Below are 19,418 nucleotides of genomic sequence, written 5' to 3' on the forward strand. Positions count from 1 at the left end.
ATGGAAGTGGCGCAGAAGTTCTTGAAGAAAATAACTATTATCCTTTTGGGATGAAGCATGAAGGATACAATACTTCTTTCAGTTTTGGAAGCAGTTACCAGTATAAATACAATGGCAAGGAATTACAGACGGAGTCCGGCATGTATGATTACGGTGCAAGGTTTTATATGCCCGATATTGGACGTTGGGGCGTCGTGGATCCGCTCGCGGAGAAGATGCGTCGTTACAGTCCTTACAACTATGCATTTAATAATCCGATTAGATTTATTGATCCCGATGGAATGCAAAATAAAGATGTTATTATTACTGGAAATGAAAAAGATAAGGCATTTGAACAACTACAGGCTTCCGTTCAAGGGCAACTTAATTTATCTATAGATGAAGATGGAAAAGTAACCGCAACAAAAATTGAAGGAGCTGAACAGACAGATGCATCAAATCTTCTTTTTCATGCTACAAATATTGATCACGACAACATTGTTACCCTAAGAACAGATAGTGACATGAGAGTCGATGAAGCAGAGGGAAGTGAATATCCTTTATACGAAGGAGGTGCTTATCGTGGTAGTTTCGAATATGGAGGGAAAGTTCGTGCGACTAATATTGTTAATCCGGATATTTTAGGGAAGTATGAGAATGTTATGGGTGCAGCTACAGGAACAAATATTTTGCACGAAGCTTTAGAATCATACATTGGTGCAGTCCTTTTTCCAGGAAGCCCTGCTTCGCTTTCCTCAGAAGCATCAGCAAAAGGATACAATGATGCACATGATATTGCGGCTTATGTTGATCCTCGATATAAAGACAGCGATGGATTTAAATTAATACAGAGTTCAAGCAGAACATTTATTGATAGTAATAGAGTTACTATAACCGATAATCTTTCATTAAGAAATATAAAAACAGGAGTGATTACTCCAATTGGAAGTTATTCGGGAACGTATAAAAACTTAAAAAAGAAATAATGAGAGTATTAACTATTATAATTTGTTTTCTTAATATCAGCTGCTTTTCACAAACAAATAAAAGTGAAGATGTTATATCAGCAGTTGTAAAGAAAATAGATTCTACCTCATGGAATTATATTCTTCATTTAGAAAATAAAAAAACGAAGATTATTGTTCCTGTTTTTAAGGAATGTGATAATAAGAAAGATTATTTTGGAAAAATAAAAGTTGGAAAAAAATATAATTTTGTTTTATCCAAAGAAATAAGTTATACTAAAACTCAAAGAGAATTTATAAGCCAAAGTATTGACGGAAAAGAAATCTGGAACTCAAAAATGAAAGGGGTGCTTTATTATACAGATTGCGCAAATATGTGTGGACTTTATATACAGCCCTGATACCCGCTCTCGCGGATTTATAATCCGTGAGCAACAATAAAGAACCCACCGCAAAGCGGTGGGTTTTGTATTTTAAAGCGTAGCTGCGTTTTTGGCAAAAAAATCTTTAAACTTTTTATGGGTAAGTATTTTTTCTACGAGCCGGAAAATGGTTTGCTTGTCTTCCTCTTCGAGTTGTTGTATTAATCTGATCTGTTAAGTTCCGTTTTATCTTCCAAAATTACTTCTTTAGGAATAAAACAGCCATTATTAGTTGCTCATTAAAGCATCTTTTTAACCAGTTCACGCATCATTTAAAACTTACTTGATAATTGGATTTTCGTGAAAACCTTCTTCGTGTACAATGGAAAATCAGCGTTTTGAAGCCATCCGTAATAGCCCAGATCTTTCTGGAAAACAGACTTTACCGTTTGTCCCTTATATTTTCCGAAAGCAAAAATTTCCTGTCCGTTTTCGTTGAAATGAATCATTCCGGCAAGATCTGCAAATTTATTCTGAGAAGAAAAAGTACTTAATTCTGCGATTTCGTTCGGTACATCATCGTATTTTCCGACCTGCGCATCAAGCACTTCAAAAGTTGCCATAACATCGGCTTCCGCAGAATGGGCGTTTTCCAGTGTTTTTCCGCAATAAAACTGATAGGCAGCGCCTAGATTTCGGGGTTCCTTTTTAAAGAAAATGGTCTGCGCATCAACCAGTTTGAATTTATTCAAATCAAAATCAAACTCGGCACGAAGCAGCTCTTCCGCTAACAGTGGAACATCGAATCTGTTGGAATTGAAACCTCCTAAATCCGCACCCGTAATCATTTCCATCACTTTCGGAGCAATTTCTTTAAAAGTTGGCGCATCTTTTACGTCTTCATCATAAATACCGTGGATTTCGCTGCATTCTTTCGGGATCGGCATTTCAGGATTTATCCTCCATGTTTTGCTTTCTCTCGACGAATCAGGATTTACTTTTAAAATACAGATTTCAACAATACGGTCTTTCCCTATGTTGGTTCCTGTGGTTTCCAGATCAAAAATGCAAAGCGGTTTATGTAGTTTTAAATTCATTTTTTATAATTTGAAAATTTGAGAATGTGGTAATTTGAAAATGGATTTAAACGTCCATTACTCAACACATAAATTTATTTTAGTTGTTTTTGAAATATAATTGAGATTAAAATATAATAAATAATTACTAGCGGAATTCCGATAGTTTTAAAGATAGCTAAAATAATAACAGAACCTACCAGTAAAGCTATTTTCGGATAATTATCCTGTAGTTTCATCGATTTAAATTTCATCGCGATCATTTTTATCGGGGAGATTAAAAGCCATGAAGAAATAGCCGTCAGAATAAGAAGATAAATTTGATTTTCAAATAAAAATTCAAAGGTTCCCAATTCTTTATTAGCATAAAATAATCCGAAAATTAAAATTGTGTTTGATGGGGTATTTAATCCTTTAAAATAATATTTTTGTTCTTCATCAAGATTAAAAATCGCCAGTCTAAGACAGGAAAATAAAGTGATTAAAAAACCAAGATAAGTTACCCATTGAGGTCCATTGTAGAGTAAATGTGTATAATTTATGGCTTCCAAGGGATTTCTATGATCTATTCCGAGTAATGATACAACAATCGTCAGTCCCGGAACCAGTCCGAAGCTCACCATATCTGCCAAAGAATCCAGTTGTGTCCCGAGATTGGAATTCGCCTTTAACGCTCTTGCCGTAAAACCATCAAAGAAATCCAGAATCAGAGAAAGCATGATACAGATGGCAGTCGTCTGATAATCTCCTGAAATAAGATGAATGGCGCCGATACATCCGGAAAGCAGATTTCCTAAGGTAATGGCATTGGCAAGATTATTTTTAATAAAATTCATAGGCACAAAATTAATAAATTAAAGTAACAAAGCGTTAATTAAACGGAGCATCAATTATAGCAGTGTGTTACACGGTTGCAGGGAGATATTATTAAATTAATTCGAATTTAGTGTAAATTTGCAGCATGAAATTGTTTAAAGAATTTAGAAAACAGGAAGTTCTGGTGCTTTTGTACAGAATTTTTTTAGCCTATTTTTTCTATCAGATCGCAAGATTTTTATTCTGGTACTTTAATAAAGACTTAATAAAGATCGATTCTGTTTCAGATTATTTCAGTTTGTCTTTTCATGGGATTGCGTTCGATACAACGGCGATTTTATATGTAAATGCCCTTTTTATTCTTCTGAGCATCATTCCGGTCATCATCAATACTAAAAAAAGTTATCAGACATTTCTTTTCTGGCTGTATTTTGTCACCAACGGAATTGCTTATGCAATGAATTTCGGAGATATGGTGTATTTCAGGTTTTCGCAGATGAGGCTTACCTCTGCCGCGTTGCAGGTTGCGCAGCATGAAAGCAATATTTTTAAGGTCTTTACGACTTCCGTTGCTCAGAATCCTTTTGTTCTGATCGGATTTATAGGTTTGATGATCCTCTGGATTTTTCTTTATAAAAAAGTAAAGATTCAGGAAAACAAACCAGAAAAACTGGTTCCGTATTTTGTTTGGTCTTTGTTAACGCTTTGCATAACGGCTGTTTTGGCTGTTGGCGGGATCCGTGGAGATTTTAAACACAGCACAAGACCGATCAATCTGGTAGACGCCAATCGTTTCGTAAAAATTCCGGCACAGGGAAATGTCGTTTTGAACAGTACGTTTTCTTTTTTCCGAACTTTAAATACGAATAATTTTAAGGAAGTTCATTTTGTAGATGAAAAATTTATTGAACAGAACATTCATCCTTATAAAGAATATAACAGAGAAGTCGCAGAAAAACCAAATATCATTATTTTTATTGTAGAATCCTTCGGAAGAGAATATTCAGGAGCATTCAATAAAGACAAAAATATCAAAGATTACGTTTCTTACACTCCGTTTATCGACAGTTTGGCGGGACAGAGTCTTATTTTTCCGAACACTTTTGCCAACGGAAGACAGTCGATTCACGGGATGAGTTCCGTTCTTGCCGGAATTCCGAGTTTAACGGACGCTTTTACAAGTTCGCCGTATTCCAACCAGAAAATCCAGTCCATTGTTTCTGTCTGCAACGAAATGGGATACGATACTTCTTTCTATCACGGCGCTCCGAATGGTTCCATGGGATTTTTGGGCTTTGGAAACATCTTAGGCTTCAAACACTATTTTGGAAAGACAGAATACAATAACGATAAAGATTTCGACGGAATATGGGCAATCTGGGATGAACCTTTTTTACAGTATTTTGCGAAAAATGCAGGGAAAAAACAGCCTTTCATGGCAACCGTATTCACGGCATCTTCACATCATCCGTTTAAAATCCCTGAGAAATACAGCGGAAAGTTTAAAAAAGGAAAAATACAAATGCATGAACCAATTCAATATACGGATTATGCGATCAGAAAGTATTTTGAAACGGCTAAAAAACAGCCTTGGTTCAATAATACCATCTTTGTTTTTACGGGAGATCATACCAACGAAATTTATTATCCCGAATACGATAAAACAATGAATCGTTTCGCAGTGCCTTTAATCTTTTATTCACCAAATCCTGCATACAATTTAAAAGGTGTAAATCCTGAACTGGCACAGCAGATTGATATTTATCCTACGCTTGCAGATTTAATCGGTTATCATAAAAAAATCAGAAGCTGGGGCAGAAGTCTGGTGAGCGAAAGACAGTATTCGCCGATTATTGCCAATTCAGACGGAACCGTGGAGCAGTTTATCATCGGGAATTACATCTACCGTTTTGATGGAAAAGAAATTGTGGGGATCTTTGATAAGGCTGATTTAGGATTGGAAAAAAATCTCATGGAGCAATTGAGATCTGATCCGGAAGCGCAAAAAGGAAAACAAATAGCAAAAGCATGGTATCAGGATTATATGGATCGGGTGATAAACAGAAAAATGAACTAAAGTATAACTATTTTATTTTCAGGATTTATTGAATGGGATTTTAATTTCTAAACCTATTAATTTATTACTGTTTCAGAAGTATTTTTGGTATATCTCTTGTAATCTATGTGTAGGATAATAAATTTTTTTGTTGTTTTAAAATAAATTTATATTTTTAGCAATAATAGACAACGAAATTATTTTATTGAAATTAAAACTATAAGAAATATGAGAAAATTATTGTTGACCTTCGCACTTTCATTATTCGGAGTAATGTCTTTCGCGCAGATTGAAGGAAAATGGAAAACCATAGACGATGAAACAAAACAGGCTAAATCTATTGTTGAGATCTATAAAAAAGGAGACCAGTACTTTGGCAAAATCTCACAACTATTAATAAAGCCGGCTAATCCAAACTGTACAGCTTGTAAAGACGACAGAAAAAACAAGCCTATTCTGGGAATGGAAATCATCAGAGGGCTTAAAAAAGACGGCGATGAATTTACAGGAGGAACCATTACCGATCCTAAAACAGGAAAAACCTACAAATGTACGATTACAAGAAGCGGTGATAACCTGAATGTAAGAGGATATGTTGGTTTATCTTTCATCGGAAGATCACAGACTTGGCAGAAAGCTAATTAATCGGATCAAATAAAAATTAATAAGCGGCATTTCATTAAATGAAATGTCGTTTTTGTTATGTAAATAATAAAAAAACACTACTTTTGTACTCTAAATTTTTCAAATAAATATGGCAGAATATACTTTTCGTGAGGTAATTGCACAGGCAATGAGCGAGGAAATGCGTAAAGACGAATCCATCTATTTAATGGGGGAGGAAGTTGCAGAATATAACGGTGCATATAAGGCTTCAAAAGGAATGCTGGATGAATTTGGTGCTAAAAGAGTAATCGATACACCAATTGCTGAGCTTGGTTTCGCAGGGATTTCTGTGGGAGCTGCAATGAATGGTAACAGACCGATTGTAGAATTTATGACCTTCAATTTCTCTTTGGTGGGGATTGATCAGATTATCAATAACGCTGCAAAAATCCGCCAGATGAGTGGAGGACAGTGGAACTGCCCAATCGTTTTCCGTGGTCCTACAGCTTCTGCAGGTCAGTTGGGAGCAACACACTCTCAGGCTTTCGAAAGCTGGTATGCCAACTGTCCGGGATTAAAAGTAGTAGTTCCTTCAAACCCTTACGATGCGAAAGGATTGTTGAAAACTGCGATTCAGGATAACGATCCGGTAATTTTCATGGAATCTGAACAGATGTATGGAGACAAAATGGAAATTCCTGAAGAAGAATACTATTTACCAATCGGAAAAGCAGACATCAAAAGAGAAGGTGCTGATGTAACGTTGGTTTCTTTCGGAAAAATCATGAAGCTGGCTATTCAGGCTGCTGAAGATTTGGCTAAAGAAGGTATTTCTGTAGAAGTTATCGATCTTAGAACTGTTCGTCCTTTGGATTACGATACTGTTTTGGCGTCCGTTAAAAAGACAAACAGACTGGTTGTTTTAGAAGAAGCGTGGCCATTTGGTTCTGTGGCGTCTGAAATTACCTATATGGTTCAGCAGAAAGCATTCGATTATCTGGATGCTCCAATTAAGAGAATTACAACTCCAGATGCTCCTGCTCCTTACTCTGCGGCTTTATTTGCAGAGTGGTTCCCGAAACTTGAAAAAGTGAAAGAAGAGATCAAAAAAGCAATGTACGTTAAGTAATAAGACGATTATAGAAAAAAACTTCCGAAAGGAAGTTTTTTCATTTATTATATTCATGAAGAAAAATTCATGGAGATGTAAATTTGACTTAAATTTGCGCGTTTAAAAATTAAATTAGCTGGTATGGCAGAAGTTACAGAAGGCGGTCATCATTTTGACATCAAAAAGCTTTCTTTCATTGGAATTTTAGTGTCTCTCGGAATTGTTTTCGGAGATATCGGTACTTCACCGCTTTATGTAATGAAAGCGATTGTTAACGCAAGAGGGGAAGGAAGTACGATGCCTTTCAATGAGTACATCGAAGGGGCGTTGTCCTGTATTATCTGGACGCTTACTCTTCAGACGACAATTAAATATGTAATCATTGCTCTTAGAGCAGACAACAAAGGAGAAGGGGGTATTTTAGCACTTTTTTCTCTGGTAAAAAATCTTAAAAAAGGCTGGCTGTATCTTATTGCTATTGTAGGAGCGGCTGCGCTTATTGCAGATGGGGTAATCACTCCTTCGCTTACGGTAATGTCTGCGATCGAAGGTCTTGAAATTTATAATCCGGATACTCCGGTTGTTCCGATCACGATCGCGATTCTGATTGTTATTTTCGTGGTTCAGCAGTTTGGTACGAGCTTTATCGGGAAATTCTTCGGACCGGTAATGGTGATCTGGTTTCTGGTTTTGGGAGGTTTGGGATTATCTCATTTAAGCGAAAATCTTGAAATTTTAAGATCTTTCAATCCGTATTACGCATATAAGCTTATTGTCAATTCTCCGAGCGCAATTGTAATTTTAGGAGCGGTTTTCCTTTGTACTACAGGAGCGGAAGCGCTTTATTCCGACTTAGGACACTGCGGTGCCAAAAATATCCGTGTAAGCTGGGGATTTGTAAAAGTGATGTTAATCTTGAATTATCTTGGACAGGGAGCGTGGCTTTTAACCAATTACGGTAAACCGGGATTTTCGGTAGTAAACCCTTTCTTTGGTATCATGGAAGAATGGATGGTGGTTCCGGGCGTTATTTTGGCAACTGCGGCTGCAATTATTGCCAGTCAGGCTTTGATAACAGGATCATTTACCATTTTCTCTGAAGCAATGTCCCTAAATTTATGGCCTAACCAAAAAATCGATTATCCTTCCGGGGTTAAAGGACAAATGTACATCCCAAGAATTAACTGGGGGCTTTTATTGTTCTGTATTGTGGTGGTTCTTCACTTCAGGGAATCAGGGAAAATGGAAGCAGCTTACGGTTTATCCATCACGGTAACCATGTTAATGACCACGATTCTTTTGGTATACTGGCTGTTGAAACAAAGAGTCAATAAAGTTTTAATCCTTATTTTTGCATTTGTTTACATGGCAATCGAATTAGGTTTCTTCAGTGCAAACGTAATCAAATTCATGGAAGGAGGATGGATTACAGTCGTGTTGGCTGGATCTATAGGAATCTGTATGTATGCATGGTACAACGGAAGATCTATTAAAACAAAATTTATCAAATTTATTAAGCTTGAGACCTATATTCCGATCATTAAAGACATGAAGCTTGATGAAACGATTCCTAAATATGCAACTAACTTGGCATACTTAAGCCGTGCGAAGAGAAATGATGAGATCGAATCGAAGATTATTTATTCAATCATCAAAAAGCAGCCGAAAAGAGCCGATCATTATTTTATCTTAAGCATTACCAATCAGGAAGATCCATATACTTTCAAATATGCGGTAGACGAAGTTCTTCCGGGAACAATCTATAAAATTAACTTCATGTTAGGGTTTAAGATAGACCGAAGAATTAACGATTATTTTGATATGGTTCTCAGAGATCTAATGGCAGACGGAACAATTCCCTCAAGAAGCAGCCATCCTTCATTAAGAGCGCATAATATTCCGCCGGATCTGAAGTATGTGATTATAGACAATACCTATATCAACGATATTCTTCTTACGGTTAAAGAAAAAATCATTCTTAATATTTATAATTTCGTTAAATATATCGGAAGCGACGACTTTAAAGCATGGGGAATCACTTCCCACAACGTTGTGGTAGAATCTGCACCTATGACGGAAGACTGCGTCGGAAAATCCAAAATCGAGCAGTGCGAATTTATCCGCCACAAAGGTTAAATTCTTTAACACAGTAAGACAATTTGTATTTAAATAAAAATCAATAAATTTGTAGATAAATTTTTTGATGGATACGATACAAAAAGAAAAAAATATTGCGCTGATAAAGGATGTTTTAAGAAACTATTTATTAGAAAAAGGTTTCAGAAACACGCCTGAAAGATATACAATACTCGAAGAAATATACGGTATGGATCATCACTTCAATGTGGATGATCTGTACCTTTTAATGTTGCAGAAAAAATACCATGTTTCCAAAGCAACAATCTACAATACAATTGAAATTTTCCTTGATGCAGGACTCATCCGTAAGCATCAGTTCGGAGAAAAAACACTCACTTCTTCCTCTTACGAAAAATCTTATTTTGATAAACAGCACGATCATTTGGTGGTGTATAAAAAAGATTCAGATAAGGAAATTGAAGAGATCATCGAGTTTTGTGATCCGAGAATTCAAGGGATTAAAGAAGCAATTGAACAGGCATTTGGCGTAAAAATTGATTCCCATTCGCTGTATTTTTATGGCACGAAGAATGATTAATCAATTCATGAGGCTATTTGTTTTACTTTTAGTTTCTGTTTCAACATTTCTATTTGCACAGGATCAGCCGAAACCTCTGCAAAAAGATCCTTATTTTACCAACACGACTCCTCAAAAAAATGCTCCGCCTGCTGAAAAAGTGAAGCACATCCATTCCGATGAATTAAGAAAGGATGATAAATACGACGGGAATAATTACTTCGTGGGAAACGTACAGTTTTCGCATCAGGGTTCTTTGCTGAATGCGGATCTTGTGATTGTGTATGAAGAGCAGAATTTCATTAAAGCAATCGGGAATGTAAAACTGCAGAACGCCGATGGTTCAGTAATTACAGCCGATGAAATGGAGTACGACGGAAATACACAAAAAGGAATTGCCCGAAAAAATGTAGTTCTTACCGATCCGAAAGGAACGGTGATAAAAACGGAAATCATGTATTACGACAGACTTTCCAATCAGGCATATTACAACACCGGAGGAACCATTAATGACGGAAAAAGTACAACGTATTCCAAAACAGCAACCTATTTTCTGACAACCAGAACGATCGATCTTTCCGGAAGAGTGAAAATAGAAGATGCTCAGTATATTCTGGAAGGAGACAATGTAGTTCAGAACCAGAATACAAACATCGTAAACATCAACGGACCGACGACAATTGTCAACAAGAAAAATCCTAAAAACCGAATCGTTACCGATAAAGGAAATTACAATACAAATACGAAAGAAGCTTTTTTATACAAAAACTCCAGAGTGTATTACAATGATAAAATCCTTACCGGAGACGAAATGTATTACAACCAATTGTCCGGATTCGGAAAGGCGACAGGAAATGTAACACTGGATGATCCGAACGAAAGAAGATTTATAAAAGGAGGTTACGGAGAAATTTACGAAAAGAAAGATTCTGCCATGATGACCAAAAATCCGTATGCAGTAAAAGCTTTGGAAAAAGATTCGATGTATTTTGCGGCAGAAAAAATTATTTCTTTTCAAAAACCGGATCCTGAAGATATCAAGGTGAAGAAAAGTTTTCTGAGAGCATACAGAAAAGGACGTTTTTATAAATCCAATGCACAGGGAAGAGCAGATTCTATTGCTTTCAATGAAACAGACGGAGTTCTTCACATGTATACCAATCCAATCCTTTGGAGCAACGGAAAACAGGTAACCGGAGATAAAGTTGAAGCTTATTTTAATACCCAAAAAGAAAATATAGATTCTCTGAAAGTTCTCGGAAATGCTTTTGCCATCAGCAAAGTAGATTCCCTGAATATGAAAGATGAATTTAATCAGGTAAAAGGCAAACTGATGACGGTTTATTATGGAGAAGATAACAATATCAAAGAAGCAAAAGTAATCGGAAACGCTCAGGCAATTACTTATTCCGATGATGAAAACGAGCAGACGAAGGAAAAGGAAAGAATCGGGATTTCTCTTACTTCCTGCGGTATTATTGATGCTATTTTTGAGGAAAAGATGTTGTATGTTGTTGCCTGTAATATCGGAGCGGCATCAGATACCTATCCTATGAGTATGATAGAACCCGAAAGGCGGAAATTTCCGGATTTCAACTGGAATACAAAAGACAGGATTCTCAAATGGCAGGATATTCTTGTGGATACGCCTAATTATGAAGAAGTAAAATATGAAGCCGACAATACACTTTATAATAAAGCACAGGAAGCAGTAGAAAAAGAAAAAGCCAAAGAAGAAGCCAAAAAGCCGAAACGTGTAAGGCGATAAATTCGCATTTTTTTAACAGAATTTTTTTTAATTATAAAATATTCACCATTTTCTAAATAGGAAATGGTGATTTATTTTTACAAAATTGCCCTGAAAATAGTAGCTGCCTGATAATTTTTTAATTTTTTTTGAATTTTCAGGTATGTTTTATTCAAAAATCTGTGAAGCGGAAACCCTTATCGTTATTCGGTTTTCTAATTGATAAATTCTCATGGTTTGTTGAATTGATTTGCGATCTTGGTATGTAATGTAAATATTTTTTATTGAATATGTATTTTCATTAATTTTTTTCTATATATTTACCTAAGAATATATGAAACTATATTAATATTTTGTGATTTGGTGGTATTGCCCGCAGTTTTCTGCGGGCAATTTTTTTATTCTGTCCGTTTCATTTCGGAGTTTGCCGAATCTTTTATAGTTTTGCTAAAATTTCGGAAAATGGAAATGCAAAAGGATTTTTTTATATATCAGGCTCAGACGACAAAGTTTGCCGCAGGTTTTGAAGTAGAGAAGGCGGAAGGAAGTTATATTTATGGTAAAGACGGAAGAAGATATCTGGATTTTGTAGCAGGAGTTTCTGCCAATACTTTAGGACATTCCCATCCAAAAGTGGTAGATGCAATAAAAGAACAGGCAGAAAAATATCTTCACGTAATGGTTTATGGAGAATATGCACAGGAAAAGCCGGTGGCTTTATGTAAGCTGTTGGCAGAAGCTACTCCCGATCCTTTAGAAATTACTTATCTGGTAAACAGCGGTGCAGAAGCCATAGACGGAAGTCTTAAGCTGGCAAAAAGATATACAGGAAGAGAAGAAATTGTCTCTTTCAAAAATTCTTACCACGGAAATACACACGGTGCGTTAAGTGTATCTGGAAATGAGTTCCATAAAAGAGAATTTCGTCCGTTATTGCCAATGGTTTCCTTCATTGAATTTAACAACGAAAAAGATTTCGATAAAATTACCGAGAAAACAGCCTGCGTTATTTTAGAAACCATTCAGGGAGCGGCAGGATTTTTAGTTCCTAATGATGATTATTTAATTAAACTAAAAAAGAGATGTGAAGAAGTTGGCGCTTTATTAATTCTGGATGAAATTCAGCCGGGATTCGGAAGAACGGGAAAACTTTTTTCTTTTGAACATTTCGGCATTGTTCCGGATATTCTTGTGATGGGAAAAGGAATGGGAGGAGGAGTTCCTGTTGGTGCTTTTATGAGTTCGCGCGAAATTATGGAAACACTGTCTCATTCTCCGAAATTAGGGCATATTACGACCTTTGGAGGAAATCCGCTTATCGCAGCTTCCAGTTATGCAACTTTAAAAGAAGTTCTGGAAAGCGGTCTGATGAATGAAGTGGAAGAAAAAGAGAAATTATACAGAAGTCTTCTGGTTCATCCCAAAATAAAGAACATTAACGGAAAAGGTCTCATGCTGGCTGTAAATCTCGGATCTTCCGAATATACTTTAGACGTAGCCAAAAGATGTATGGAAAAAGGCCTCATTGTTTTCTGGCAGCTTTACAGAAATGAATATCTGAGAATCTCTCCGCCGCTTACCATTTCAAAGGAAGAAATAGAAGAAGGATGCAAAGTTATTCTTGACGTATTAAATGAAAACCAATAAAAAAGCTCTTTTTCAGAGCTTTTTTTTGATACCACAAAACAAAAAGATTATGGTAAAATAATAATTAAACACCTATTTAAGAATCTCTGACAAATATCATGAAGATTATGTAAAAAAATAAACACATTTTTGTGTAATAAAAAAATTAATTTATATATTGCGGGACGATTAAAACAAAGATTATATGGCTAAACATAAAGTCCATTACGAATTTCCAATGCATTGTTTATCAGAGATATTGTACGAATATCTGGCAACTGCAGAGGGGTTGTCTGAATGGTTTGCAGATGAGGTAACAGAGAAAGGTGATGATTTCTTTTTCAGTTGGGGTGGAGGTCCTTCTGAGAAGGCTACTTTAATCAGATATAAGCCTGAAGGTTTTGTGCGTTTCAGATGGGAGGAAGACGAAGGAACCAAAAATTTCTTTGAAATGACGATCACCATTGATGATATTACTGAAGACTTGTCTCTTAATATTACAGATTTCTGCGAAGAAGGCGATGAGGAAGAAAATGCAATGTATTGGGAAAATCTTATCGAAAATCTTAGAATTAAATTAGGAGCTGCCTAAATAAATGTAGGCAATGCCGAATAATAAAACTGATGAACGATTTATCGTTCATTATTTTTTTTATAAACAAATCAGATTACATTGGAAAATCAATATTTTACATCAGACGAAATCAACGTGAAGAACAGAGCCTTTCTTTTGGGCGATGCAGTGAAGGTTTCTTTTTTTATCAGAAACGGAAAATTAATCATGGATGAAGAATGCTATTTCTTCCTGATGGCTTCCATGAGAAAAATGAGGCTGAATATTCCATTAACCTACACACTTGAATTTTTTCAGACATTATTTCAGAAAGAGATTATTGAAGGGAAAAATATTCAGAATGCAATCATAAATTTTCAGGTTTTCAGAAATTCAGACGGAATTACTTTGTCTAAATCCTCAGTTTCGTATTTTTATGAGATTGCCGAGACTGAAGATGTACTAGCGCTGCACGAAAGAAATCTTGAACTGGATCTGATTAAGGAAATAAACGTTAATAACAACCTTTTAAGCAACATAAGAGTTCACAGTCCGGAAAATATTTACGGAGGGATTTACGCACAGGAAAATGACCTTGATGACGTTATCCTTTTAAACCCGAATAAAAGAATTGCACGTACAACTTTCGGGAATCTTTTGTTTTTGGAAGGCGATGTTATCAAAATTCCGAAACAGACGGAAGGAGCCTACATTTCGCCGCTTATGGAAAATTTTGTAACGTTTTTGCATAAAAATAACCTTGCAGACATACAGGAACACGAGATCATCGCGTTTGAGTCTCAGAAAGCCGAAGAAATTTTACTGATTTCAGATGAAAAAGGGATATTTTCTGTGGGGAAAATAAGAAATAAAACTTTCGGAAATCACAAGTTTTCTGAACTGATTAAAAGCTGGAAAGAAAGTTTTTAATATGAAAATTGACAAACCCGGTAAACAACAAAGTTCCGAAAGTCCTTTACCGGGTTTTATTCTGAATGAATCAAAATTTGTATCTTTATTTAGTATTCTCTGAAAATTTCAGAAAATTTCTGCGCAATTTCTTTCTGACCTTTCTCGCTGGTCAGATATTCTCGGTCTTTTGTATTATTGATATATCCGAGTTCCATTAAAACGGTCGGAGCTTTAGATTCTCTTAAAATATGAAGATTTTTTTCTTCAATTTTTAACGTGTTGAATTTCTTTGAAATTCGGTAAGCAAGCTTTTTTGAACCCTCGGTATTCTGCGTGTAGAGTTCAGCTCCCTGTTCAGTAGATTCAGGCTTCGGACTGCTGTTTACGTGAAGTGAAATAACCATTTCGGGGTTCAGCTTATTGATAAGAGCTGTTCTGTCTGATAACTGACTGTACGTATCGTTATCTCTCGTTAAAATTACCTCGTATTGATCCTGAGAATTATTGAATTTTTGAATCTCTTTTCCGATGTTCAGAACAATATCCTTTTCATAAATTCCGTATCTGTTGGCTCCCATATCATTTCCGCCATGTCCTGCATCAACAATGATCAGTTTTTTATCAAAGGGAGTGAAAGATAGAAATGCGGTGGAAAAAACGGATATTACAAATAGTTTTGTTCCTTTCATATCACAGAGATTTTTGGTTTAACAAATAACGGAATTTCTTTGCTTAAAATTGCTTAACGTTTTCTTAAAGTTTGTTAAATATTAACGCAATGTTAATAAATCCTTTTCCGTTAATTCAAAGAAATGTCTTCAGGAGAATTTGCCCATAAAAGATATTCTCCGCCCAGATTCTGCATGATCGATTTCCAGAGCGTCTGATCATTGGGCAAAGTATAATCAAGGTTATAAACATCTACTACCGTCCAGAGTTTTCTCTGGATTTCCCCATCAAGCTGCAAAGCTGTCCATCCGGAATAGCCGGAAAATATTTTCACGTTATTGATTTCCAGTTCACCGTTCAGAACAGCACTGATGATGTTTTCAATGTCTTCCGTAAGATAAAATTCAGGGGTGATTTCTGTATAAATTTCGGTTACTTTTTTTCCTTTTACGATGAAGAAAACCTTGTCGTTTTCTACAGGACCGCCATCATAAACTTCAATCTTAAAATCAAAAAAATCTTTGAATTTACTGCTCATCTGGCTGTTTTTCTTATTTAATATTAAACCAAATGCACCGTTATCATTATGTTCAATAATCAAAACAACAGATCTGGAAAAAATATCGCCGGAAATGTCGGGTGTGGAAATTAATATTTTACCTTTGTAAGAGTAATTCATACTCAAATTTAATAAAAAATATTTATGGAAAACCTGCACGACAAAAGAAAAGTGTACGAGAAATCCCAACTTATTGAAAGTGAGATAAAACAAAATCCCATCGAACAGTTTCGCGACTGGTTTCTGGAAGCCAGCGAAAATCCTAGCATCTCGGAAGCCAATGCAATGGCTATTTCTACGGTAGAAGAAGACGGCTGTCCGCTTACAAGAATGGTGTTGTTAAAAGCGTATACACATGAAGGATTTATTTTTTATACGAATTATGACAGCAGAAAAGGAAAATCTATAGAAAGAACGCACAAAGCCTGTCTCCATTTTTTCTGGCCAAATCTGGAAAGGCAGATCATTATTAAAGCTGATCTGGAACGCATCGCAGAAAACCTGAGTGACGGATATTTTCATTCCAGACCGAAAGGAAGTCAGTTGGGAGCCGTGGTTTCTCCGCAAAGTCAAGAAATTCCCAACCGTGAATTTTTAGAAAAAAAGCTTAAAGAGCTGGAAGAAAAATACGAAAATGCAGAAGTTCCAAGACCTGAAAACTGGGGCGGTTATATTGCAAAACCTTACGAAATAGAATTCTGGCAAGGGAGACCTAACCGGCTTCACGATAGAATTGTATATGAATTGGTTGATGGTCTCGATTGGAAAATAGCAAGATTAGCTCCCTAAATAGCTGATATATCAATAAGAAAACCTCATCTTACGATGAGGTTTTATTTTTTTCTTTAATCTTTCAAAGATTATTTTTTCTTTTTACTTGGAGCAGGAGCGTTTGCTGAAGCAACAGCAGCAGAAAGATCTGCACCCGCTTTGAATTTAGCAACAGTTTTAGCTTCGATGTTAATTGGCTTTTTAGTTGCAGGATTAATTCCCTGTCTTGCTGCTCTTTCAGCTACAGAGAAAGTTCCAAACCCTACTAAAGAAACTTTTCCGTCTTTTTTCTTTAGCGTAGTCATTACATTAGAAATAAATGATTCTAAAGCAGCTTTAGCTGCAACTTTAGTGATGCCGGCATCTTTTGCGATTGCGTCGATTAATTCAGACTTGTTCATAATTTTTAATATTAAAGTTAGTTCGTATTAGTAGCAAATATAATACTATTTTCTATATGTGCAATTTTTTTGCAAAAAAATAAATAAATTTTTTGATTTTACGTAAAAATAGTTAAAATATGATAATTCAGCTTTTTACGAAAAATCTACGTTACACGTTACTAAAATCATGCCAAATGCTTATGTATATTGACTTTACTAAAAATTTAATATTATTTTTTACATTTATTAAATCCTGAATTTTGTAATAAGTATTGATCGTTTTTAGGATATGTTTGTAAATTCTGTAAATAAAATCTTCAAAAATTATGTTTAATTAAATTAAAGTACTGGCATTCTGTGAGTTTTAAATTCATTATAAAAGGCGGTTTTGTAAATTATTATTAATAAATTTGCACCATGTTAATAGAAGTTTTTAAGTCTAAGATTCACAGGGTGAGAGTTACGGCTTCTGACCTTAATTATATTGGAAGTATTACAATAGATGAAGACCTTATTGAAGCGGCTGGTTTGGTAGTGGGAGAAAGGGTTTATATCGTGAATGTGAATAACGGAGAGCGTTTCGACACTTACGTGATCAAAGGAAAAAGAAAATCGGGAGAAGTTTGTCTTAACGGTCCTGCAGCGAGAAAAGTACAGAGAGATGATATCATTATTATCATTGCTTATGCACAGATGACTCCGGAAGAAGCACAGACTTTCCAGCCAAAAATTGTTTTCCCGGACGAAAAAACAAACCTTTTGACGTAACCGGATGGAGAAAAAATCAAAAAATCCTCTGAAATCCATTCTTACAATAGTGATCTCGCTTGCTTTTGCAGGCTTTTTTTTATGGTTTGCCCTAAAAGGTCTGGATTTTAAAGTGATCCAGAAATCTTTATCAAAGGCAAATTATTGGTGGGTTCTGTTTGCGGCTTGTTTTGGTATTGCAGCATACTGGTTTCGGGCAATCCGCTGGAATCTGATGCTGGAACCAATGGGACACCAAATTTCAAACTCCAATTCTCTATGGTCGATTTCTTTTGGATATCTTATGAACCTAACAATTCCAAGAAGTGGAGAAGTGGCAAGAGCAACTGCTTTGTACGGAGTGGAAAGAATTCCGGTAGACCAGTCTTTCGGGACAATTATTCTGGAAAGAGTAGTAGACTTAGTCTGTATGCTTTGCTTTTTAGGCTTAACTTTGATCTTTAAAGGAGATGTAATTTCATCGGTTTATGAAAGTTCGGGAGCCGATTTCAATCCGAATAAAATCTTTTTCATCATAGGAGTTTTATTGCTCGGTGCGGTTTTATTTTTTATGTTCAAAAAAAGACTCGCCAATGTTCCTGTTTTAGATAAGATTATCAAATTTATAGACGGAATACTCGACGGTTTAACATCTGTATTCAAATTAAAGCAAAAAGGAAAATTCATTCTTTATACTTTAGGAATCTGGGTTTCCTATTATTTTGCCGCCTATTTGGTCTGTTTTGCGTTGCCGGAAACTTCCGACTTCACTTTTGATGACGGATTTCTAATTCTTGTAGTGGGAACATTCGGAATGATTATCCCCGCAAGTGGAGGAATCGGAGCTTTTAATCTCGCAATGAAATATGGTTTTATGGCTTTATTTATATCCATGGGGAAAAGCGGTGAGCTTGGAGGAGAGGTTGGTTTAACGTATTCTTTCATTTCATTGCCTTTGCAGATCTGCATCATGTTGGTCATGGGATTAATCTCAATTCCGATGCTGGCAAAAGCAAGAAATAATATTGTTGCAGAAAAAGAATTTACAGAATAATTTATCTTTTAATTAAATCTTTCGAAAATATAAAATCCGGTCATGGCGATCGGATTTTTTTAGCTCTTAATTTTACTGAATTTCAAAATTTTATGTTTTGCAATTTACATAATTTTTTGTCACAAAATATTTTGGAAATTTCCTAAAACCGCCATAACTTCGATAAACAATACATAAAACACATAGCATTATTATGGCAATTAATTTACAGAAAGGGCAAAGAATTGATCTTGGATTTACAAAAATGACCATCGGTCTCGGATGGGATCCAAATGAAGGAATGGGATATGATTTTGACCTTGATGCCTCCGCAATTATGATTGATGCGGAACGAAAACTCGTAAGTGAAGAATATTTTGTTTTTTATAATAATCTGAGTTCGCCCGATGGCGCACTCACGCATACAGGTGATGACCCAAGCGGAAAAAACAGCGACGGAGATGATGATGAATCCATCATTATTGATCTTGAAAAAGTAGATGAAAGAGTGCAGGAAATTCTCTTTGTCGTTACCATCGAAGATTTTGAAAGGAGAAAGCAGAATTTCGGACAGGTGAGAAATTCGTACATCAGAATTGTTGACAATAACACGAATATGGAAATTGCCAAATATGAACTGGACGAAGATTTTTCCATCGAAACAGGAATAGAATTCGGAAGACTGTACAAACGTGGCGGAAGCTGGAAGTTTGAAGCTTCGGGAATCGGCTACAGAGCAGATCTGGGCTTTTTCCTTGAAAAATATTACAAAGGACAAATCATTAAATAGA

20 protein-coding genes are annotated in these 19,418 nt (G+C 35.7%); 15 read left to right on the top strand and 5 right to left on the bottom strand.

Translation table 11 applies throughout. The annotated features are described in order from the left end of the window. Together QWT87_RS14365 and QWT87_RS14370 are read left to right on the top strand one after the other, a co-directional pair. On the top strand, positions 1 to 965 hold a 965-nt coding region (locus tag QWT87_RS14365; RefSeq protein WP_302716718.1), incomplete at its 5' end, for an RHS repeat-associated core domain-containing protein. Further along, complete coding sequence (locus QWT87_RS14370; protein ID WP_214588798.1) at positions 965 to 1,345, top strand: hypothetical protein; 381 nt, start codon at positions 965 to 967, stop codon at positions 1,343 to 1,345. The genes QWT87_RS14365 and QWT87_RS14370, both read left to right, overlap by 1 nt. 293 nt (positions 1,346 to 1,638) lie before the next feature. Here QWT87_RS14370 and QWT87_RS14375 read toward each other — a convergent pair whose 3' ends face one another. Together QWT87_RS14375 and QWT87_RS14380 are read right to left on the bottom strand one after the other, a co-directional pair. Further along, positions 1,639 to 2,403, bottom strand: coding sequence for a 3'-5' exonuclease (locus QWT87_RS14375; protein WP_302716720.1), 765 nt, complete (start codon positions 2,401 to 2,403; stop codon positions 1,639 to 1,641). Positions 2,404 to 2,477: 74 nt separating this feature from the next. Beyond that, on the bottom strand, positions 2,478 to 3,218 hold the full coding sequence (locus QWT87_RS14380) for a CDP-alcohol phosphatidyltransferase family protein (protein WP_302716722.1): 741 nt from the start codon (positions 3,216 to 3,218) through the stop codon (positions 2,478 to 2,480). Positions 3,219 to 3,343: 125 nt separating this feature from the next. Here QWT87_RS14380 and QWT87_RS14385 point away from each other — a divergent pair, with 125 nt between their 5' ends. From QWT87_RS14385 to QWT87_RS14425, 9 genes are all read left to right on the top strand, one after another. After that, positions 3,344 to 5,275 carry an LTA synthase family protein gene (locus QWT87_RS14385; protein WP_302716724.1) on the top strand — a complete coding sequence of 644 codons (1,932 nt, stop codon included), beginning with the start codon at positions 3,344 to 3,346 and terminating at the stop codon, positions 5,273 to 5,275. 207 nt (positions 5,276 to 5,482) lie between these two features. Next, complete coding sequence (locus QWT87_RS14390; protein ID WP_087705966.1) at positions 5,483 to 5,899, top strand: DUF2147 domain-containing protein; 417 nt, start codon at positions 5,483 to 5,485, stop codon at positions 5,897 to 5,899. A 109-nt stretch (positions 5,900 to 6,008) separates the two neighbouring features. After that, positions 6,009 to 6,989: a pyruvate dehydrogenase complex E1 component subunit beta gene (locus QWT87_RS14395; RefSeq protein ID WP_302716727.1), complete on the top strand. Its 981-nt coding sequence runs from the start codon at positions 6,009 to 6,011 to the stop codon at positions 6,987 to 6,989. Positions 6,990 to 7,112: 123 nt separating this feature from the next. Continuing rightward, on the top strand, positions 7,113 to 9,107 hold the full coding sequence (locus tag QWT87_RS14400; RefSeq protein WP_302716728.1) for a KUP/HAK/KT family potassium transporter: 1,995 nt from the start codon (positions 7,113 to 7,115) through the stop codon (positions 9,105 to 9,107). A gap of 67 nt (positions 9,108 to 9,174) precedes the next feature. Continuing rightward, the gene (locus tag QWT87_RS14405; protein ID WP_076396095.1) at positions 9,175 to 9,648 is read left to right on the top strand and encodes a Fur family transcriptional regulator; all 474 of its coding nucleotides are present in this window, start codon (positions 9,175 to 9,177) and stop codon (positions 9,646 to 9,648) included. Between the two features lie 7 nt (positions 9,649 to 9,655). Continuing rightward, a complete protein-coding gene (locus QWT87_RS14410; protein WP_302716734.1) occupies positions 9,656 to 11,395 on the top strand; it encodes an OstA-like protein in 1,740 nt (579 codons plus the stop codon). A 447-nt stretch (positions 11,396 to 11,842) separates the two neighbouring features. Further along, positions 11,843 to 13,021: an aspartate aminotransferase family protein gene (locus tag QWT87_RS14415; protein ID WP_302716811.1), complete on the top strand. Its 1,179-nt coding sequence runs from the start codon at positions 11,843 to 11,845 to the stop codon at positions 13,019 to 13,021. Between the two features lie 184 nt (positions 13,022 to 13,205). Then, positions 13,206 to 13,592 carry an START-like domain-containing protein gene (locus tag QWT87_RS14420; RefSeq protein ID WP_076396089.1) on the top strand — a complete coding sequence of 129 codons (387 nt, stop codon included), beginning with the start codon at positions 13,206 to 13,208 and terminating at the stop codon, positions 13,590 to 13,592. Between the two features lie 81 nt (positions 13,593 to 13,673). Continuing rightward, positions 13,674 to 14,483 (top strand): aminotransferase class IV, encoded by an 810-nt coding sequence (locus tag QWT87_RS14425; RefSeq protein ID WP_302716737.1) that lies wholly within the window; start codon positions 13,674 to 13,676, stop codon positions 14,481 to 14,483. An 89-nt stretch (positions 14,484 to 14,572) separates the two neighbouring features. Here the strand turns inward: QWT87_RS14425 and QWT87_RS14430 are convergent, their stop codons facing one another. Continuing rightward, positions 14,573 to 15,154, bottom strand: coding sequence for an N-acetylmuramoyl-L-alanine amidase family protein (locus QWT87_RS14430; RefSeq protein ID WP_302716739.1), 582 nt, complete (start codon positions 15,152 to 15,154; stop codon positions 14,573 to 14,575). Positions 15,155 to 15,264: 110 nt separating this feature from the next. Further along, entirely contained in the window at positions 15,265 to 15,813 is a 549-nt protein-coding gene (locus QWT87_RS14435; RefSeq protein WP_302716741.1) for a YqgE/AlgH family protein, read from the bottom strand. Positions 15,814 to 15,837: 24 nt separating this feature from the next. On the opposite strand from QWT87_RS14435, the gene pdxH reads away from it, so the two are divergent. Continuing rightward, entirely contained in the window at positions 15,838 to 16,482 is a 645-nt protein-coding gene (gene pdxH, locus QWT87_RS14440) for a pyridoxamine 5'-phosphate oxidase (RefSeq protein WP_302716743.1), read from the top strand. 71 nt (positions 16,483 to 16,553) lie between these two features. On the opposite strand, the gene QWT87_RS14445 is transcribed toward pdxH, so the two are convergent. Beyond that, the gene (locus QWT87_RS14445) at positions 16,554 to 16,865 is read right to left on the bottom strand and encodes an HU family DNA-binding protein (RefSeq protein WP_087705953.1); all 312 of its coding nucleotides are present in this window, start codon (positions 16,863 to 16,865) and stop codon (positions 16,554 to 16,556) included. Between the two features lie 399 nt (positions 16,866 to 17,264). Here QWT87_RS14445 and panD point away from each other — a divergent pair, with 399 nt between their 5' ends. From panD to QWT87_RS14460, 3 genes are all read left to right on the top strand, one after another. After that, the gene (gene panD, locus QWT87_RS14450; RefSeq protein WP_055984500.1) at positions 17,265 to 17,615 is read left to right on the top strand and encodes an aspartate 1-decarboxylase; all 351 of its coding nucleotides are present in this window, start codon (positions 17,265 to 17,267) and stop codon (positions 17,613 to 17,615) included. 4 nt (positions 17,616 to 17,619) lie between these two features. Then, positions 17,620 to 18,648 (top strand): lysylphosphatidylglycerol synthase transmembrane domain-containing protein, encoded by a 1,029-nt coding sequence (locus QWT87_RS14455; protein WP_302716746.1) that lies wholly within the window; start codon positions 17,620 to 17,622, stop codon positions 18,646 to 18,648. 193 nt (positions 18,649 to 18,841) lie between these two features. Then, complete coding sequence (locus QWT87_RS14460) at positions 18,842 to 19,417, top strand: TerD family protein (protein WP_076396075.1); 576 nt, start codon at positions 18,842 to 18,844, stop codon at positions 19,415 to 19,417. Position 19,418 lies beyond the last annotated feature (1 nt).

This window comes from Chryseobacterium urinae, assembly GCF_030518295.1.
Lineage (GTDB): Bacteria > Bacteroidota > Bacteroidia > Flavobacteriales > Weeksellaceae > Chryseobacterium > Chryseobacterium mucoviscidosis.

Excerpts from the sequence above, each read along its gene's own strand:
- QWT87_RS14420 (WP_076396089.1), top strand. The coding sequence starts at position 13,206 with ATGGCTAAACATAAAGTCCATTACGAATTTCCAATGCATTGTTTATCA.
- QWT87_RS14455 (WP_302716746.1), top strand. The coding sequence starts at position 17,620 with ATGGAGAAAAAATCAAAAAATCCTCTGAAATCCATTCTTACAATAGTG.
- QWT87_RS14415 (WP_302716811.1), top strand. The coding sequence starts at position 11,843 with ATGCAAAAGGATTTTTTTATATATCAGGCTCAGACGACAAAGTTTGCC.
- QWT87_RS14460 (WP_076396075.1), top strand. The coding sequence starts at position 18,842 with ATGGCAATTAATTTACAGAAAGGGCAAAGAATTGATCTTGGATTTACA.
- QWT87_RS14385 (WP_302716724.1), top strand. The coding sequence starts at position 3,344 with ATGAAATTGTTTAAAGAATTTAGAAAACAGGAAGTTCTGGTGCTTTTG.
- QWT87_RS14375 (WP_302716720.1), bottom strand. The coding sequence starts at position 2,403 with ATGAATTTAAAACTACATAAACCGCTTTGCATTTTTGATCTGGAAACC.
- QWT87_RS14390 (WP_087705966.1), top strand. The coding sequence starts at position 5,483 with ATGAGAAAATTATTGTTGACCTTCGCACTTTCATTATTCGGAGTAATG.
- QWT87_RS14410 (WP_302716734.1), top strand. The coding sequence starts at position 9,656 with ATGAGGCTATTTGTTTTACTTTTAGTTTCTGTTTCAACATTTCTATTT.
- panD (WP_055984500.1), top strand. The coding sequence starts at position 17,265 with ATGTTAATAGAAGTTTTTAAGTCTAAGATTCACAGGGTGAGAGTTACG.
- QWT87_RS14380 (WP_302716722.1), bottom strand. The coding sequence starts at position 3,218 with ATGAATTTTATTAAAAATAATCTTGCCAATGCCATTACCTTAGGAAAT.
- QWT87_RS14430 (WP_302716739.1), bottom strand. The coding sequence starts at position 15,154 with ATGAAAGGAACAAAACTATTTGTAATATCCGTTTTTTCCACCGCATTT.
- QWT87_RS14400 (WP_302716728.1), top strand. The coding sequence starts at position 7,113 with ATGGCAGAAGTTACAGAAGGCGGTCATCATTTTGACATCAAAAAGCTT.
- QWT87_RS14395 (WP_302716727.1), top strand. The coding sequence starts at position 6,009 with ATGGCAGAATATACTTTTCGTGAGGTAATTGCACAGGCAATGAGCGAG.
- QWT87_RS14435 (WP_302716741.1), bottom strand. The coding sequence starts at position 15,813 with ATGAATTACTCTTACAAAGGTAAAATATTAATTTCCACACCCGACATT.
- QWT87_RS14445 (WP_087705953.1), bottom strand. The coding sequence starts at position 16,865 with ATGAACAAGTCTGAATTAATCGACGCAATCGCAAAAGATGCCGGCATC.
- pdxH (WP_302716743.1), top strand. The coding sequence starts at position 15,838 with ATGGAAAACCTGCACGACAAAAGAAAAGTGTACGAGAAATCCCAACTT.
- QWT87_RS14370 (WP_214588798.1), top strand. The coding sequence starts at position 965 with ATGAGAGTATTAACTATTATAATTTGTTTTCTTAATATCAGCTGCTTT.
- QWT87_RS14405 (WP_076396095.1), top strand. The coding sequence starts at position 9,175 with ATGGATACGATACAAAAAGAAAAAAATATTGCGCTGATAAAGGATGTT.